Source organism: Jeotgalibaca arthritidis, from assembly GCF_011100465.1.
Lineage (GTDB): Bacteria > Bacillota > Bacilli > Lactobacillales > Aerococcaceae > Jeotgalibaca > Jeotgalibaca arthritidis.
Map to the genome: position 1 here is coordinate 1,957,585 of NZ_CP049740.1, position 16,913 is coordinate 1,974,497.

At 37.9% G+C, this 16,913-nt stretch carries 16 protein-coding genes; 15 read left to right on the forward strand and 1 reads right to left on the reverse strand.

Features of this window, described 5'->3' with window-relative positions; all coding sequences use genetic code 11:
- The 6 genes from rsmB (at position 1) to G7057_RS09910 (ending at position 6,456) form a co-directional block, all read left to right on the forward strand.
- Positions 1-1,377: a 16S rRNA (cytosine(967)-C(5))-methyltransferase RsmB gene (gene rsmB, locus G7057_RS09885; protein ID WP_166163391.1), complete on the forward strand. Its 1,377-nt coding sequence runs from the start codon at positions 1-3 to the stop codon at positions 1,375-1,377.
- Positions 1,378-1,395: 18 nt separating this feature from the next.
- Positions 1,396-2,139: a Stp1/IreP family PP2C-type Ser/Thr phosphatase gene (locus G7057_RS09890; RefSeq protein WP_166163393.1), complete on the forward strand. Its 744-nt coding sequence runs from the start codon at positions 1,396-1,398 to the stop codon at positions 2,137-2,139.
- A 2-nt stretch (positions 2,140-2,141) separates the two neighbouring features.
- Positions 2,142-4,118 carry a Stk1 family PASTA domain-containing Ser/Thr kinase gene (gene pknB, locus G7057_RS09895; protein WP_166163395.1) on the forward strand — a complete coding sequence of 659 codons (1,977 nt, stop codon included), beginning with the start codon at positions 2,142-2,144 and terminating at the stop codon, positions 4,116-4,118.
- A gap of 123 nt (positions 4,119-4,241) precedes the next feature.
- Positions 4,242-5,141, forward strand: coding sequence for a ribosome small subunit-dependent GTPase A (gene rsgA / locus G7057_RS09900; protein WP_166163397.1), 900 nt, complete (start codon positions 4,242-4,244; stop codon positions 5,139-5,141).
- 15 nt (positions 5,142-5,156) lie between these two features.
- Complete coding sequence (gene rpe, locus G7057_RS09905; RefSeq protein ID WP_166163399.1) at positions 5,157-5,816, forward strand: ribulose-phosphate 3-epimerase; 660 nt, start codon at positions 5,157-5,159, stop codon at positions 5,814-5,816.
- Entirely contained in the window at positions 5,806-6,456 is a 651-nt protein-coding gene (locus G7057_RS09910) for a thiamine diphosphokinase (protein WP_166163401.1), read from the forward strand. Before rpe ends, G7057_RS09910 begins: the two co-directional genes overlap by 11 nt.
- A 52-nt stretch (positions 6,457-6,508) precedes the next feature.
- On the opposite strand, the gene rpmB is transcribed toward G7057_RS09910, so the two are convergent.
- A complete protein-coding gene (rpmB, locus tag G7057_RS09915; RefSeq protein ID WP_076766450.1) occupies positions 6,509-6,697 on the reverse strand; it encodes a 50S ribosomal protein L28 in 189 nt (62 codons plus the stop codon).
- Positions 6,698-7,005: 308 nt separating this feature from the next.
- Between rpmB and G7057_RS09920 the strand changes: the two genes are divergently transcribed.
- The 9 genes from G7057_RS09920 to G7057_RS09960 all read left to right on the forward strand — a co-directional run bounded on the left by G7057_RS09920 (position 7,006) and on the right by G7057_RS09960 (position 16,900).
- A complete protein-coding gene (locus tag G7057_RS09920; RefSeq protein WP_076766448.1) occupies positions 7,006-7,368 on the forward strand; it encodes an Asp23/Gls24 family envelope stress response protein in 363 nt (120 codons plus the stop codon).
- Between the two features lie 42 nt (positions 7,369-7,410).
- Positions 7,411-9,078: a DAK2 domain-containing protein gene (locus G7057_RS09925; RefSeq protein WP_193566083.1), complete on the forward strand. Its 1,668-nt coding sequence runs from the start codon at positions 7,411-7,413 to the stop codon at positions 9,076-9,078.
- Between the two features lie 59 nt (positions 9,079-9,137).
- Entirely contained in the window at positions 9,138-11,201 is a 2,064-nt protein-coding gene (recG, locus tag G7057_RS09930; protein ID WP_193566084.1) for an ATP-dependent DNA helicase RecG, read from the forward strand.
- Between the two features lie 76 nt (positions 11,202-11,277).
- Entirely contained in the window at positions 11,278-12,294 is a 1,017-nt protein-coding gene (gene plsX, locus G7057_RS09935) for a phosphate acyltransferase PlsX (protein WP_166163403.1), read from the forward strand.
- Between the two features lie 120 nt (positions 12,295-12,414).
- Positions 12,415-12,654, forward strand: a complete 240-nt coding sequence (gene acpP, locus G7057_RS09940; protein ID WP_166163405.1) for an acyl carrier protein — start codon at positions 12,415-12,417, stop codon at positions 12,652-12,654.
- Between the two features lie 309 nt (positions 12,655-12,963).
- Positions 12,964-13,974, forward strand: a complete 1,011-nt coding sequence (locus tag G7057_RS09945) for an ABC transporter ATP-binding protein (protein ID WP_166163407.1) — start codon at positions 12,964-12,966, stop codon at positions 13,972-13,974.
- Positions 13,975-13,984: 10 nt separating this feature from the next.
- Positions 13,985-14,926: an ATP-binding cassette domain-containing protein gene (locus tag G7057_RS09950; protein ID WP_166164215.1), complete on the forward strand. Its 942-nt coding sequence runs from the start codon at positions 13,985-13,987 to the stop codon at positions 14,924-14,926.
- A 2-nt stretch (positions 14,927-14,928) separates the two neighbouring features.
- Positions 14,929-15,891, forward strand: a complete 963-nt coding sequence (gene opp4B / locus G7057_RS09955) for an oligopeptide ABC transporter permease (protein WP_166163409.1) — start codon at positions 14,929-14,931, stop codon at positions 15,889-15,891.
- Positions 15,892-15,919: 28 nt separating this feature from the next.
- Positions 15,920-16,900, forward strand: a complete 981-nt coding sequence (locus G7057_RS09960) for an ABC transporter permease (protein ID WP_227004594.1) — start codon at positions 15,920-15,922, stop codon at positions 16,898-16,900.
- Positions 16,901-16,913: the final 13 nt, after the last annotated feature.

The window sequence follows — 16,913 nt, forward strand, 5'->3', positions numbered from 1 at the left end:
ATGAGTAAAAAGAAACCATCAAAAATTGTTCATTCCGTTCGTTATTTAGCGATGGAAATCTTAGATGCTGTAGAAGTAGAGGGAGCTTATTCTAATATCCTTTTAAATGCGACGATTGAAAAAGAACAATTGAGTCCTGCTGATACAGGCTTATTAACTGAATTAGTCTATGGTGTTATTCAACGCAAATTAACCTTAGATTTTTATATGAAACCATTTGTCCGTAAACCACAAAAAATGGAGAGCTGGGTTATTAATTTACTCCGCCTATCTATTTATCAAATTGTTTATTTGGATAAGATTCCGGATCATGCTATTTTTTATGATGCTGTTGAGATTGCCAAATACAAAGGGCATCAAGGTATCGCCAAGCTAGTCAATGCGATTTTAAGAAACTTCCAAAGAAAAGGCTGGCAAGATTGGCAAACGATTGAAAATCCAATTGAACGCTTATCCATTGGAGCTAGTGTCCCGGAATGGCTAGTTAAAAAGTTTACGACTGATTTTGGAGCAGAAAAAGCGGAAAATGTCTTGCTGTCCTTACAACACTCACCTTATTTGGCCATTCGTTTGCATGATGCATCTAAACGGTCAGAAATCATAGCAGGGCTTAAGGAAGAAGGCATTGAAACAGAAGAAAGTCCCATTTCACCAAATGGATTACGAGTAGTAAAAGGAAAAATAACCAATAGTTCATTCTTTAAAAATGGTGATGTGACGATCCAAGATGAATCTAGTCAATTGGTTGCTTTATTTGGTAAACTAAGAGAATCAGATCAAGTCTTAGATGCCTGTGCGGCACCAGGTGGTAAAACGGTTCATATGGCAAGTTACCTAAAGGATGGCCACGTTCATGCGTTAGATATTCATGATCATAAAATTGGCTTGATTGAAGAAAATGCCAAACGAATGAATGTATCAGACCGTGTTCAAACGTATTTACTAGATGCTAAAGAGGCAGATCGTAAGTTTGACGCTCAAGCCTTTGATGTAGTATTTGTGGATGCACCTTGTTCTGGACTTGGTTTAATGAGACGAAAACCGGAAATTAAATACGGCGTAACAGCAACAACCATTAATGATTTACAAAAAGAACAACTAAACATCTTAAATACAGTTGAAAAACTGGTCAAGACTGGCGGTAGATTAGTATACAGTACCTGTACATTAGCCAAGGAAGAGAACCGAGAAGTGATTGAAACCTTCTTAACTCACTATCCTAATTATCGTGTGCTAGCTGCCAATCAGAGTGGAACTGCTTCGAAGAATGTCGCTGTTCCTGAACAAATTGTAACGTCTGAAGGATACATTCAAATTTTTCCAGATGATTTTGGCACAGATGGCTTTTTCATTTGTGTAATGGAAAAACAAGATTAACAGAGGAGACAGAAGAACATGCAAATTGCGTATGGAAGCGATAGGGGCAAAAACCGAAAAGTAAATGAAGACTATGTCAGTTGGTTTACTAATCGAGCGAAGCAACCACTGTTGCTGTTGTGTGACGGCATGGGTGGCCACCGCGCTGGTGATGTTGCGAGTGAAATGGCTGTTTCTCATATGGGAGAAGCTTGGAAATTAACGGAGTTTCGAGATTGTGAACAAGTATCGCGTTGGCTTCTAGATACCATCCAAAAAGTTAACCGTCTTATTTTCCAAAAATCACTTGATTATGCTGATTTAGATGGAATGGGAACAACACTCGTTGCAGCAACCTATGTTGATCGCGAGCTAGTTATCGCTCATGTTGGTGACAGCAGAGCCTACCTTTATCGAAATTATCAATTAAAACAATTAACGGAAGACCATTCTCTAGTTCATGAATTGGTTAAATCAGGTGAAATAACAGTGGAGGAAGCGAGAAAACACCCACAAAGAAATGTTGTGACGCGTTCAGTAGGGACAAGAGAGACCATTCAAGTTGATTTAACATCAATGCCGGTAGCGACAGAAGACTTATTAATCTTATGTACGGACGGTTTGAGTAACATGATAGAAGAAGACCAAATAAAAAATATTTTAAAAGATTGGTCGAGTCTAGATGATAAAGTAGAAACATTAATTAATGCTGCAAATGATGCAGGTGGCTTAGATAATATTTCACTTATTTTAGCTGCTTTTTCAGATAGAGAGGAGGGTTGAGATTGTTAGAAATAGGAAGAAAAATTGGTGAGCGTTATAAAATTATTAGACACATCGGAACGGGTGGAATGGCAAATGTATACTTGGGGCATGATTTAATTCTTGATCGCGACGTCGCGATTAAGGTTTTACGCTATGACTTTCAAAATAATAAAGAGGCGCTACGACGCTTTCAAAGAGAAGCCTTGTCAGCAACTCAACTCATCCATCCAAATATTGTAGGCGTATATGATGTTGATGAAGACAATGGCCTCCAATATATTATTATGGAATATGTTGAAGGAACGGACCTTAAGAAATTTATCGAAAAAAACGGCAATGCTACGCCTGAGGAAGCTGTTCATATTATGAGTCAAGTGCTATCCGCAATGGCGTTAGCTCATCGTAATCGCATTATTCACCGCGATATTAAGCCGCAAAACTTGTTGATTGATCAAGATAATACAATAAAAGTAACCGACTTCGGTATTGCTGTAGCACTTTCTGATACATCAATTACTCAAACGAATACCTTGCTCGGATCCGTTCATTACATTTCTCCTGAGCAAGCAAGGGGCAGTATGACAACAATTAAGTCAGATATCTATGCATTAGGTATTGTCTTATACGAACTTCTAAAAGGGAAAGTCCCCTTTGATGGTGAATCGGCAGTATCTATTGCATTGAAGCATTTCCAAGAACCGATACCGTCTGTCAGAGAGCAAAACCCTTCGATTCCACAAAGTTTGGAAAATGTTATTTTAAAGGCAACTGCTAAAGAGCCGATCGACCGTTATGAATCTTGTGAAGATATGCTCCATGACTTAGAAACATCGTTGCATAGTAGCCGTTTGAATGAAGCTGTTTTCACACCAGCTGCTATGTTAGACGAGACTAAGGTATTGGAAGTTGTCAAAGTACCCGCGCAAGCCGCACCAACGAATGGACAGGCAGTGGAAGAAAAAACTGAAGATAATAAGAAGAAGGAACGTCAATCCAAGAAAAATAATAAAAAGAAAAAAGTAATCGGCTTTATTATCTTCTTCATTCTTCTTTTGGCTGCAGCTGTGATTGGTTATGCTGTTATGAATAACCAAGAACCAGATCCGATTGAAATGCCAGAAATCGTTAATGTTAGTGAGAAGGCAGCTCGCTTAATCCTTGAAGGAAACAATCTTGTTCTGGATGATGTCATTGAAGCGTTTAGCGATGATATTGAAGAAGGGTTTGTTATAAAAACAGAACCAGAAGCAGGAAGTTTGATACAAGTCCAGTCAGAAGTTGATTTGTATATTAGTAAAGGGATTGAACCGATTCTATTCGATGACTATAAATATCGCATGTACACAGAGGTTCGAGCAGAGCTTCGCGAGTTAGGGTTTATTGTTGAACGAGAATTTGCTTATGATCGTGCTGAAGAAGGTACGATTTTAGAACAGAGCATTGAACCGAATGAAGAAGTTATTCCTAAAGGGACAACTGTTATTTTAACGGTAAGTATGGGGGAACAAACCTTTACGATGGATAGTCTTGAGGGACGAGATCGAGAAGCTGTTGAAGAATTTGCTAATGAGTACAGCATTTATGTTGAATTCAAAGATGACTATTCTGACGATGTAGCAGAAGGTTTAGTTATCTCACAGTCTATTTCTCCTATGAGCAATTTTACAAGCGGTGATTCCTTAACAGTTGTTCTATCGAAAGGACCAGCTGAACCTGAAATTCTAACCTTCTCACGGGACATTACGATTCCATTTGAAACAATATCATCAAACTCTGATGGTAATAGTGGCTCAGAGAGTAGTCAAGAAAACAGTAATCATATTATCATCTATATGTCGGATGCAGATCATAATATCAGTGATGTCTTTAGAGAGTTTGATATTACAGGTGATACAAAAGCAACGTTAAACTTCCGTATCCTCCAAGGCGAAAGTGGTGCCTTTATTGTTGAGAGAGATGGAAAAATCATTTTAGAAGAGAAAAACCTAACAGAGTAATAATAGGTAAGGTCCGGGACAGTTGTTCCGGCCTTTATTTATTTAAGCCACCTATCTAAACAAGCAAAGTTAAGTAGTTTTTGTTATAATTATAAAGAAATAAAAAGAGAAGGAGGCGTTAGCTTGGGAGAAGGCCAGATTAGAAAGGCTCTAAGTGGATTCTATTATGTTTATTCAAATGGCGAAACCTACCAAACTCGTGGTAGAGGAAACTTTAGAGTGAAGGATACAACGCCTTTAGTCGGTGACTTTGTTACATTTGAAAGTGACAACCTTTCAGAAGGTATTTTAAAATCCATTAAAGCAAGAAAAAATGAGCTCGTGAGACCACCCATTGCCAATATTGATGTGGGTGTGATTGTCATGTCTGCGGTTGAACCGAAATTTTCAACTTATTTATTAGATCGTTTTTTAGTTTATTTAGAAGGGCAGCATATGGCCGCTGTTATCTATATTTCTAAAACAGATTTATTGAATGCTGAAGAGGAAGAAGAGTTAGCAACATATCAGGAGCTCTACCAGTCGTTGGGGTATCAGGTGTTTTTATCCGACCAGCATACGAATCAAACAGCTATTGATGCCTTATTAACAGCGATTGATAATCAAACAGCAGTCTTTATGGGACAATCAGGAGTAGGTAAATCAACCTTACTAAATCATATACTTCCGCATTTAGAACTTGAAACTGGTGAAATATCAATGGCATTAGGGCGGGGTAAACATACCACCCGTCATGTTGAACTCATACCAGTAGGTGAGGCACTTATCGCCGATACGCCAGGATTCTCTAGCGTCGAACTAACTGAAATTGACGAGCAAGATTTACCAGATCTTTTCCCAGAATTTTTAGCTAATCGAGATGATTGTCGATTCTCTGGTTGTAAGCATTTAAACGAACCGAAGTGTCGTATTAAAGAACTGGTTGCTCAAGGCGATATTAATCAAGAGCGATATGATCATTATTTGCAGTTCTTGGATGAAATTCAAAATCGAAAACCTAACTATCAAAAAAATAAAAAATAAGGTGTGTGTAAGAGAATGTTAATAGCTCCATCTATTTTAAGTGCAGATTTTGCAAATCTTGAACGCGATGTTAAGCGTGCTGAGAAGGCAGGTGCTAAATACATCCATATCGATGCCATGGACGGAAATTTTGTTGACAATTTAACGTTAGGGCCTAATATTGTTCAAGCCATCCGACCACATACGAAACTGCCATTAGACTGTCACTTGATGGTTGAGAACCCAGAAAAGTTCATACCGAGCTTCGCAAAAGCAGGGGCGGATATTATTTCTATTCATGTTGAAGCAACCAAACATATCCATGGTGCTCTCCAACTCATCAAAAAAGAACAAGTTGCAGCTGGTGTAGTCATTAACCCGGGAACGCCGGTAGATGCTATTAAGGCTGTTTTAGGCGATGTCGATCTTGTGTTAGTGATGACCGTCAATCCAGGTTTCGGTGGTCAGTCCTTTATTGAGTCCACAGTCGACAAAATTAAAGAACTTAATGAATTAAGAAAAAAACACAACTATCGCTATTTAATTGAAGTCGATGGTGGTATTACAGATCAAACCATTAAAGTGTGTCACCAAGCGGGTGCTGATATTTTTGTGGCAGGATCTTATCTTTACGGTGCAGATGATATGGAACGTGCTTTTCAAAAGTTAGAAGGAGCTGTTAGCAATGACATCTAATGTTGTCATTGTATCTGGAGGGCAAGTAGAGGGGTTGGCTGAATTAGTTGGCCAATCTCAGCAAGGTAAGAAAGTCATTGGTGTTGATAGGGGAGCATTGCGCTTAATTGATGCAGGTCTTGATTGTCATGTGGCGATTGGCGATTTTGATTCTATCTCATCAAAAGAATTAGAAAAGATTAATGATTGTGTTGAAACAGTCATTATCTTGCCTGCTGAAAAGGATATGACCGATACAGAAGCTGCGCTTGATTATGTGGTAAAGTATTACCCAGATGCCCAAATTAAAATGATAGGTCTCTTAGGAGGCCGGCTAGACCATTTAATGAGTAACCTATGGATTGCTTACCATCCAAGCTATCAGCAGCTGCTAGCGCAAATTACCATTGTCGACAGTCGCAATAGTTTGTCTTATTATAGACCAGGTCGTTATCATATTCTAAAAGAAAAGGATAAAAAGTACCTTTCTCTTGTAGGGATGACCGCGGTTAAAAAGCTTGTTATCAAAGATGCAAAGTATCCATTGACTGGTCATGATTTTTCGTTTCCGATTGCCTTAGTCAGCAATGAGTTTTTAGGAGAACAAATGACATTTTCATTTGAAGAAGGGCTGATTGCTCTTATTCAAAGTAACGATTAAAATATAAAAAATCCTCAGATACGTACGTTATCTGAGGATTTTTTATAGCGTATTAAACGCGTTCTACTTTACCAGATTTCAACGCACGAGCTGAAACCCAAACTTTTTTAGGTTTACCATCAACCAAAATAGTAACTTTTTGCAAGTTAGGTTTGAAGGTACGCTTTGAGTGGTTCAGAGCGTGAGAACGATTATTTCCTGAGCGAGTTTTACGTCCAGTGATGTAACATTCTTTTGACATGATTTTGACCTCCTTTAGCAGTCTTTCAGAATAACTGATTTACGAGCTTTAGCTTTCCAATTTCATACACTTTAGTAATTTATCATAACTCTGAGTTGAATGCAAGCCATTCAAGCAAAAATACTTGACAGCTAATTTAAAAAATCAATGAGATTAATGAAAGAACTATTTAATATGCATCCGATTCCACTAAAATTTGATTGTTTATTATAATAAATTCAAGATAAAAGTTATTTTTTGACGGATTATATGCTATTATGGATGATGATTAGTGTTTGTTCCCATTATACTAAGGAGGCTGTATCATTATGACAGTAAAAATCCAAACCAAGTATGGAGAAATAGAATTAACAAACGACGTTATTGCGACGGTTGTGGGAGGAGCTGCTACTGATAACTACGGTGTTGTTGGTATGGCTAGCAAAAACCAAATCAGAGATAATATCAGTGAAATATTAAAAAAAGAAAATTATTCAAAAGGTGTTATCGTCAGACAAGATGGTGACGGCGTGGCAGTTGATGTTTACATCGTTGCGTTGTACGGCACTAAAATTTCTGAAATATCTCGCAATGTCCAAACGCAAGTGAAATATAATTTAGAAAAATTACTTGGGTTTGCAGCGGAGCAAGTGAATGTCTTTGTACAAAGTGTTCGCGTATTGAATGATTAATTGAGAGATCACCATTCCACATGGTGAAGGAGGATATGCAAGGTGAAGAAAACAGAACTGACTGCAATTGATTTAAAGGCGATGGTGGAGGTCGCGCAAGAGCGTTTAAGTGAACATGCAGAGTATGTAAACTCATTAAATGTTTTTCCGGTCCCCGATGGTGATACCGGTACGAATATGAACCTGTCATTTACTTCAGGAGCGGAGCGCGTTTCTTATTCTGAGACAGATCGCGTTGACCAAATGAGTAAAGATTTAGCAAAAGGCCTATTGATGGGGGCTCGAGGAAACTCAGGCGTTATTCTATCGCAACTTTTCCGTGGTTTTTCAAAAGCTATGGAAGACAGAGAGGTTTTAAATGCACAAGAGTTCGCTCAAGCATTCTCACAAGGTGTTGAAACAGCCTATAAGGCAGTAATGAAACCTGTTGAGGGGACTATTCTAACAGTAGCTAGAGAATCAGCCGCTGCTGGTGTTGAAGCAGCTAATGAAACAGACGATATTATTGATATCATGAAAACAGTAGTGGATGCTGGTAAAGTGAGTTTAGATAATACACCAAACCTATTAGCTGTCTTAAAAGAAGTAGGTGTCGTTGATAGTGGTGGACAAGGTCTATTGTACATCTATCAAGGCTTCCTAGAATCTTTAACAGGTGAGAAAGTGGCTATGTCGACATCAACTGTTAAAAAGGCTGAAGTAACTGATATTGCTCATCAAGAGAATTTTAGTAACATAGCTCATGCGGTTTCCAATGAAGATATTAAATTTGGTTACTGTACGGAGATTATGGTGAATCTTGGTGAAGGTGAAACAGTAACGGATACATTTGATTATGACACATTCCGTAATCATTTAAACGAAGTGGGCGACTCATTATTAGTTGTTGCTGATGATGAAATCGTAAAAGTTCATGTTCACACGGAATATCCTGGCGAAGTCATGAATTATGGTCAGAAATTCGGATCATTAATTAAAATCAAAGTAGACAATATGCGTATGCAACACGACGAAGTTTCTGTTAAAGGAGCAACAAGTCAGCCAGCAGAAGTAAAACCTTATGCTGTTATTGCTGTTGCTGCTGGAGAAGGCGTTCATAATTTATTCAAGAGTCTAGGAGTATCATCAATCATTAATGGTGGACAAACAATGAACCCTAGTACGGAAGATATTATGAAAGCAATTGATGAAGCAAATGCTGAAAAAACAATTATCTTACCAAATAACAAAAACATCTTCATGGCAGCTGATCAAGCAGCAGCAGTATCTGATAAAGATGTTGTTGTCGTGCCATCTAAAACAATTTTGCAAGGTTTGGCAGCAATGCTAGCCTTTACCGACCAAGCAGAGTTAGAAGATAACAAGACAGCTATGACGGCTGAATTGGATAATGTGAAGAGTGGCCAAATTACAACAGCTGTGCGTGATACGGCTATTGAAGGTGTATCTATTCATAAAGATGACTTCATGGGAATTATCGACGGTAAAATCGTTGTATCTAATCCAGATCGTTCATCAGCTGTTGAAGAAACGCTTCGTGCCATGATTGATGAAGACAGTGAAATTGTAACGCTAATCTATGGTGAAGATACAACTGCTGAAGAGTGCGAAGCAATTGCAGAAGCAATGGAAGCAGAATTTGAAGATATTGAATTTGAAGTTCAAGCTGGTAACCAACCAGTTTACAGTTATTTAATATCTGTAGAATAGGATTTCTAAAAAAGGCTAAGGCGTTTGCCTAAGCCTTTTTTTAGATTGAGGAGGAAGAAATGGAAGAATTAATCAAAAAAAGCCTTTATGATGAGGTTGACGTTCTTCCAGGCGTCGGACCAAAACGGCTAGAGGCTTTGCATTCATTAGGTATTTTTACTATCAATGATTTACTGACTCACTTTCCTTTTCGTTACGAAGATATCCAAGTCAAACGGTTGAGTGAGATTGAAGATCAGGATAAAGTTACGTTGAAGGGGAGAGTCGTTACCCAAGCAGTCGTTAATTTTTATGGACACCGTAAAAGCCGGCTTTCCTTTAAATTGGCAATGGAAGATGCGGTTGTCAGTGTCACTTTCTTTAACCAACCCTATCTGAAAAGTCGCATTCAACTAGAAGAAGAAATTGCTGTTTTTGGAAAATGGGACTCGATTAGACAGAATTTAGCTGGCTTTAAAATATTAGGGTCTTACGATTCCGATGATGAACAAAAAGAATTTGAGTCTGTTTATCATGCTAATAAGTCGATTAAGCAACAAACCATTGTGAATTTGATTGAGGCAGCTATTGAACGCTACTATCATTTGGTTCCTGAAATCATCCCAGAAGAGCTGAATCAACAGTATCATTTGATGGCGCACAAAGATGCGATTAGAGCTATTCATTTTCCTAAAAATGAAGAAGAATTTCAGCAAGCCGGTCGACAAATTGTTTACCAAGAATTCTTTACTTATCAAATGCGATTACAGCTTCTACGCTATAATCGCAAGGCATCTAGTAAAGGAACGGCCATCCTATACGATGTTCATCGGTTGAAAGATTTTATTCAAACCTTGCCATTTGAACTCACGGATGGCCAAAAACAAGTTGTGAATGAAATTTGTCGCGATTTGAGAGAACCCTATGAAATGAATCGCTTATTACAAGGTGATGTAGGTAGTGGAAAGACAATTGTAGCCGTTGTTTCATTGGTAGCAGCTATTTTAGATGGTTATCAAGGCGCATTGATGGCACCGACAGAAATTTTGGCAGAACAACATTTTCAAACCATTTCCGATTTATTTCGTGATACGCCATTCACAGTAGCCTTATTAACAGGTAGCACAAAGACCAAGGAGAGACGGTTATTGCTCGAACAACTTGCTAATGGCGAGTTGGACTTAGTGATTGGAACCCATGCCCTGATTCAAGATGATGTTCTATTCCATCGCTTAGGCTTGGTTGTAACGGATGAACAACACCGATTTGGGGTCGCTCAACGTCAAAAATTAAATGAAAAAGGGCAAAGTCCTAATGTTCTCTATATGACTGCCACCCCAATTCCACGAACACTTGCCATTACGATGATGGGCGAAATGGATGTATCGGTGTTGAAACAAATGCCAGCTGGTCGTATTCCTATTAAGACCGTTTGGAGTAAATCAGAGCAAATGGAAACCTCTCTTGATTTTATTGACAAACAGCTGCAACAAGGCCGTCAAGCATATATTATTACGCCTTTGATTGAAGAGTCTGAATTGATGGACTTGAAGAATGCGACTGAAATGCACCAACGTGTTGAAGCATACTATCAAGGGCGGTGGCAAGTTGGCTTACTACATGGTCGCCAAAAAGCAGATGAAAAAGATGCCATTATGCAACAATTTAAAAATAACGACTATCAAGTACTCGTTTCTACAACAGTTATTGAGGTAGGCTTAAATGTTCCTAACGCCACTGTTATGGTGATTCAAGACGCTGAACGCTTTGGTTTGTCACAGCTCCACCAGCTAAGAGGACGTGTGGGAAGGGGAAGTGCAGAATCTTACTGTATTTTACTTGCCAACCCTAAAACTGAAAATGGAAAAGAACGTATGAAAATTATGACGGAATCTACCGATGGCTTTTATCTCAGTCAAAAAGACTTAGAGCTACGTGGATCAGGTGATTTATTTGGCGTTAAACAATCGGGAATGCCTGATTTTAAATACGGTGATATTGTGACCCACGCCAATGTTTTAGAGGCAGCTAACCGTGACGCTATTTCCTTGTTGACTTTAGACGATTTCTTTTCTTCTGAACGTTATCTTCCATTAAGGGAGTATGTCATGAATGAGCAAGTTATCGCTAAAAAATTACAATGATGTCCATAGAAGGATGACATTTCAGATGAGTTTATTTAAAATAGATGTAATACAGAAAAAGAAAAGAGGTTATTAGATGAGAATTGCAGTTGATGCAATGGGAGGAGATCACGCTCCTCAGGCAATCGTAGAAGGTATTTTAATGGCAGAAAAAGAGTTCTCGGACGTTGAGTTCCTTCTTTACGGTGATGAAAAACAAATTAATCCCTTATTAGGAGATAAAGTGAATCAAACGAACATTAAGGTCATTCATACGGATGAAAAAATTACGTCGGATGATGAACCTGTTCGTGCGATTCGTTCTAAAAAGACCGCATCAATGGTACTTGCTGCTCGTGCTGTAAAAGAAGGAGAAGCAGATGCCTTATTCTCAGCAGGAAATACAGGGGCTCTTTTAACAGCAGGGTTGTTAATAATTGGACGTATTAAAGGAATTGATCGTCCAGGTCTAATGCCTGTTTTACCAGTTATTGGAAAAGATGACCAACAATTTGTCTTTATGGATGTGGGGGCCAACGCCGATTCCAAGCCAGAAAATATCCACCAATTCGGAATTTTAGGCTCATACTATGCCAAGTTTGTCTTAGGGATCGAGAATCCGCGTGTTGCCCTACTTAATAACGGTTCAGAAGCTGGCAAAGGAAGTGAACTGTCTAAAAAGGCATACGAGTTATTAGAAGGTGATGATTCTCTTCACTATATTGGTAATATTGAAGCAAGAGAGTTACTAACCGGTGACGCTGATGTTATCGTGACAGATGGCTTTACAGGAAATGCTGTTTTGAAAACGATTGAGGGAACAGCATTAAGTTTGATGAAGTTGATGAAGAGCAGCATCATGAACGGTAGTGCTAAGGCTAAAATTGGTGGCTTAATGGTTAAAGGAGCGCTCAGTGAGGTGAAAGACATCATGGACTATTCTAAACACGGTGGGGCTGTTTTGTTTGGTCTGCGTGCACCAGTTGTTAAAACACATGGCTCTGCTGATAAGACAGCGGTCTTTTATACTATTAAGCAAATTCGCAAGATTTTGGCTTCTAGTGTGATTGATGATTTGGTTCATCATTTTGAAATACAAAAAGAAAATGAATAGTTGAATGACTGCTTAAAAAAAATAATGGACAAAGCTTATTTTGAAAGGTAGAATTGATAATGTAATTTTCAAAATCGAGATCTTTATACTTTGAAAAAATTACAATCAGGAGGTGTTTTTTTGACTGAGAACAGTACTTTTACAAAGATTTCCCAAATGATTATCGAACGTTTTGGCGTTGATGAGGAAAAAGTAACGCGTGAATTAAAGTTCCAAGAAGACTTAGGAGCTGATTCATTAGATGTCGTTGAGTTGATTATGGAAATGGAAGACGTTTTTGGCATCCAGATTTCCGATGAAGATGCTGAGAGAATAACCACAATTGGCGACGCTGTTGATTATATCGACGGTAATCAATAGGTAAACATTTGTTTAATAATAAACTAAAGCAACATTGCCGTTTGTTACAAAAGACAATGTTGCTTTTTCATAAGCAAAGTTAACAAAATAACGTAAAAATAGCGGTGCATAAATTAAAAAACAATGAAAAATAGGTTGCCTTTCTAATGGTTACTGTATATAATTGATTAATGTTAAACATTATTCACAATCTAATAATCTTCAGATATAAAGGTTTGTGACTAAGGAACAATCGTTGTTTTTAAAAATACATAAGCTATATACGAACAATACAATGTCACGTATAGACAATTAGAAGGAGGGTATCCCATGTCAACAGGGAAACCACTACTAGAGATTAATCATCTCCATACCGGTTTTAGAATTAAGGATGACTACTATGACGCAGTAGACGACGTGTCATTGACACTGGAAAAAAATGAAATTTTAGCAATTGTAGGTGAATCAGGTTCTGGAAAGAGTACACTGGCAACGACAATTGTAGGTCTTCACAATAAAGCAAATACCAAGATTACAGGTGAAGTTTTATATCAAGATCTAAACTTAATTGAATTAAATGAGACATTATACAACCGTATTCGTGGTAACGACATCGGTATGATCTTCCAAGATCCATTGTCTGCTTTAAATCCGTTAATGACAATTTCAGATCAAATTGAAGAAGCACTTATTTATCATACTAAAATGACAGCTGAAGAAAGAAAAGCTCGCGTTTTAGAACTATTAGAGCAAGTTGGTATTCCAAATCCAGTCCGTGTTTCTAAACAATATCCCCATGAACTATCAGGTGGTATGAGACAACGGGTTGTTATTGCCATTGCCTTATCTTGTAAGCCGCCAATCATTATTGCAGATGAGCCTACAACAGCTTTAGACGTAACAATTCAAGCTCAAATTCTTGATCTTCTCAATGATTTACAAGATGAGACTGAAGCAGGCATTATTTTAATTACGCACGACTTGGGCGTAGTTGCTGAAACAGCTGACCGTGTTGCGGTTATGTATGCTGGCGAAGTGGTTGAAATGGCAACAGCAGATGAGTTGTTTACTAATCCTAAACATCCTTATACTCGTTCATTATTAAACTCTATACCACAATCAGATGAAATAAACGGTGAATCAGAAGAATTACATGTTATTGAAGGAACTGTTCCTTCATTAAAAAATCTTCCTAGAACTGGTTGTCGTTTTGCTTCACGTATCCCGTGGATTCCAGCTGAAGCTCATGAAGGCCATCCGACTCTTCACGAAGTTTCTCCAAATCACTTTGTGAGATGTACGTGTCATGAACATTTCCACTTTGAAGGGGAGGCTGAATAATTTGAGTTTTATGCAAATTAAAGATCTAAAAGTACACTACCCAATTCGAAGTGGCTTTTGGAATACTGTAACAGACCATGTATATGCTGTTGATGGCATTAACCTAGAAATCGAAGAAGGTAAAACATACGGGTTAGTAGGTGAGTCAGGATCTGGTAAATCAACAATTGGTAAATCAATTATTGGTTTAGAAAAGATTACATCAGGTCAAGTTATCTATGAAGGCCAGGACGTAACAAACAAAGCACGTAAGAGAACGTCAGATTACAATCGTAACGTTCAAATGATTTTCCAAGATTCAATGTCTAGTTTAAATCCGAGAAAACGTGTGATTGATATTATTTCAGAACCACTAGATAACTTTGAACGCTTATCACCAGATGAAACGAAAAAACGCGTCATGGAGTTATTGGACATTGTTAATATGCCCGAAGACTCACTCTTTAAATACGCTCATGAATTTTCAGGTGGTCAAAGACAACGTATTGGTGTAGCACGTGCCGTCGCAACTAATCCTAAGTTGATTATTGCCGATGAACCAGTATCAGCCTTAGACTTATCTGTTCAAGCACAAGTATTGAACTTTATGAAACGTATTCAAGAAGAATACAATGTTTCTTATCTCTTTATTTCTCATGACTTAGGTGTTGTAAAACACATGTGTGATGACTTAGCAATTATGTATCGTGGTCGCTTTGTAGAATATGGTAACAAAAAAGATATTTATACAAACCCACAACACATTTATACAAAACGCTTATTATCAGCTATTCCAACGATTGATCCAATCAATCGCAAGAAACACAAGGCAGAGAGAATTGCAGTTGAGAAGGAATATGAAATGAATCAAGAGAAATTCTATGATCCAAATGGTCGTGTTTACGATCTATCACCTCTAACTGAAACACATCAAGTAGCAATTAATGTTAATTCAGTAAAGGAGAGTGACTAATTATGTGGAAAACGATTTTAAGACGCGTAATTTTAATGATTCCGCAAATTATTATTCTTAGTCTATTTGTCTTCTTAATGGCTCAGGCTATGCCGGGTGACCCATTTACAGGTTTAATTACGCCGGATATGGATCCTGCAACAATTGAACGCTTGCGCGAGGCAGCAGGTTTGAATAATCCATGGTATATCCGTTATTGGGATTGGATTGTAAATGCCCTACAAGGTGATTTTGGTAAATCATTTACTTATAAAATCCCTGTTTCTGAGGTTATTGGACAGCGTGTAGGTAACACGATTTGGTTGTCAATTGTATCTTTAATTTTCACTTATATTATTGCTATTCCACTAGGAATGTTCGCAGGTCGTTACAATGGATCATGGGGAGACAAAGCGATCAGTTTCTATAACTACTTTAGTTTTGCAATCCCAACATTCGTATTTGCACTTCTATTGATTTGGATCTTTGGATTTAACTTAGGTTGGTTCCCAACTCGAGGAACAGTTCAAACTGGTTTACAATCTGGCACCTTTGAATACGTGTGGAGTCGTTTTTATCATTTGATTTTACCGGCTTTATCTTATGCCTTGCTAGCTACGACAAGTACGATTCAGTACTTACGTACAGGGGTTATTGATGCTAAGCAAGAAGATTATGTGAAAACAGCTCGTTCAAAAGGGGTACCTGAGAACAAAGTTTATAACAAACATATTTTCCGTAACTCAATCTTACCAATCGCTTCCTTTATTGGATATGACATTACCGGTCTTATCGGAGGATCAATCTTTATCGAACGTATCTTCTCATTCCCTGGGATGGGTCGCTTGTTCATCGATTCTCTAATGGCTCGTGACTACAGTGTCATCACTGCATTAATTCTACTGTTTGGTTTAACAGCTCTATTTGGTACATTGTTATCAGATATTATCATGAGTATTGTTGACCCACGTATTCGAATTGAATAGCAGCAGATAAGGAAAAGGAGGTAATAAAATGCATACGGAAGAAGATAAAAAAACAGGTAAAATGGAAGAAGTATCAACGCAAATTGAACACGTTGACCATACTGATTCTAACTTAACAACTTTACCAGATACATCAGATGATCAAGGCGCAGTAGTTGGTTTCCAAGTTATTGCCCGTGAATTTAAAAAAGATAAATTAGCCATGTTTTCTCTAGGCTTACTAATTACACTACTCGTTGTTATTTTCATTGGATCATATTTCTTTTTTGATCAAAGTGAGGTAATGAAAGTTCATATTCTTAGCCGCTATAAAGCACCTGGCGTGGAATATGTTCTAGGAGCAGATGAGGGTGGTCGTGATGTTCTCGGCCAACTATTTATCGGAGCTCGTAACTCGATTATTATCGGATTCAGCGTAACTATTATCACTGGTATTATCGGAATTGGTTTAGGAATCATTTCTGGTTACTATGGTGGTATTGTTGATAATATTATCATGCGTATCGTTGACTTCATTATGGTTTTACCTATTAATATGATTATTATTGTTTTTGTATCAGTTGTTGCCGACTATAATATCTTCACCTTTGTTGCTATCATGAGTGCGTTTAGTTGGGTAGGGAAGGCACGTATTTTTAGAAGTCGTACCTTATCTGAAGCTAACCGTGATTATGTCAATGCATCGAAGACATTAGGTACAAGTGATATCAAAATAATGTTCCGCGAAGTGATGCCAAACTTAAGTTCATTGATTATTGTTAACTCAACATTGAACTTTGCAGGGAATATCGGTATTGAAACAGGATTAAGCTTCCTTGGTTTCGGTTTACCGTCAAGTGTCCCAAGTTTAGGAACACTGATTGGGTATGCGACATCCCCAGATGTCATTGAAAATAAAACATGGGTTTGGTTACCAGCGTCACTATTAATATTAGTATTGATGCTGAGTATAAACTATGTCGGCCAAGCGTTGCAGCGTGCGGCAGACTCTAAACAAAGACTAGGTTAAGAAAAGGGAGGAA

What these genes read in the sequence shown, in the direction of transcription:
- rsmB (WP_166163391.1), top strand. Translation starts at nt 1, where the DNA reads ATGAGTAAAAAGAAACCATCAAAAATTGTTCATTCCGTTCGTTATTTA.
- G7057_RS09890 (WP_166163393.1), top strand. Translation starts at nt 1,396, where the DNA reads ATGCAAATTGCGTATGGAAGCGATAGGGGCAAAAACCGAAAAGTAAAT.
- rpe (WP_166163399.1), top strand. Translation starts at nt 5,157, where the DNA reads ATGTTAATAGCTCCATCTATTTTAAGTGCAGATTTTGCAAATCTTGAA.
- G7057_RS09910 (WP_166163401.1), top strand. Translation starts at nt 5,806, where the DNA reads ATGACATCTAATGTTGTCATTGTATCTGGAGGGCAAGTAGAGGGGTTG.
- rpmB (WP_076766450.1), bottom strand. Translation starts at nt 6,697, where the DNA reads ATGTCAAAAGAATGTTACATCACTGGACGTAAAACTCGCTCAGGAAAT.
- G7057_RS09920 (WP_076766448.1), top strand. Translation starts at nt 7,006, where the DNA reads ATGACAGTAAAAATCCAAACCAAGTATGGAGAAATAGAATTAACAAAC.
- recG (WP_193566084.1), top strand. Translation starts at nt 9,138, where the DNA reads ATGGAAGAATTAATCAAAAAAAGCCTTTATGATGAGGTTGACGTTCTT.
- plsX (WP_166163403.1), top strand. Translation starts at nt 11,278, where the DNA reads ATGAGAATTGCAGTTGATGCAATGGGAGGAGATCACGCTCCTCAGGCA.
- G7057_RS09945 (WP_166163407.1), top strand. Translation starts at nt 12,964, where the DNA reads ATGTCAACAGGGAAACCACTACTAGAGATTAATCATCTCCATACCGGT.
- G7057_RS09950 (WP_166164215.1), top strand. Translation starts at nt 13,985, where the DNA reads ATGCAAATTAAAGATCTAAAAGTACACTACCCAATTCGAAGTGGCTTT.
- opp4B (WP_166163409.1), top strand. Translation starts at nt 14,929, where the DNA reads ATGTGGAAAACGATTTTAAGACGCGTAATTTTAATGATTCCGCAAATT.
- G7057_RS09960 (WP_227004594.1), top strand. Translation starts at nt 15,920, where the DNA reads ATGCATACGGAAGAAGATAAAAAAACAGGTAAAATGGAAGAAGTATCA.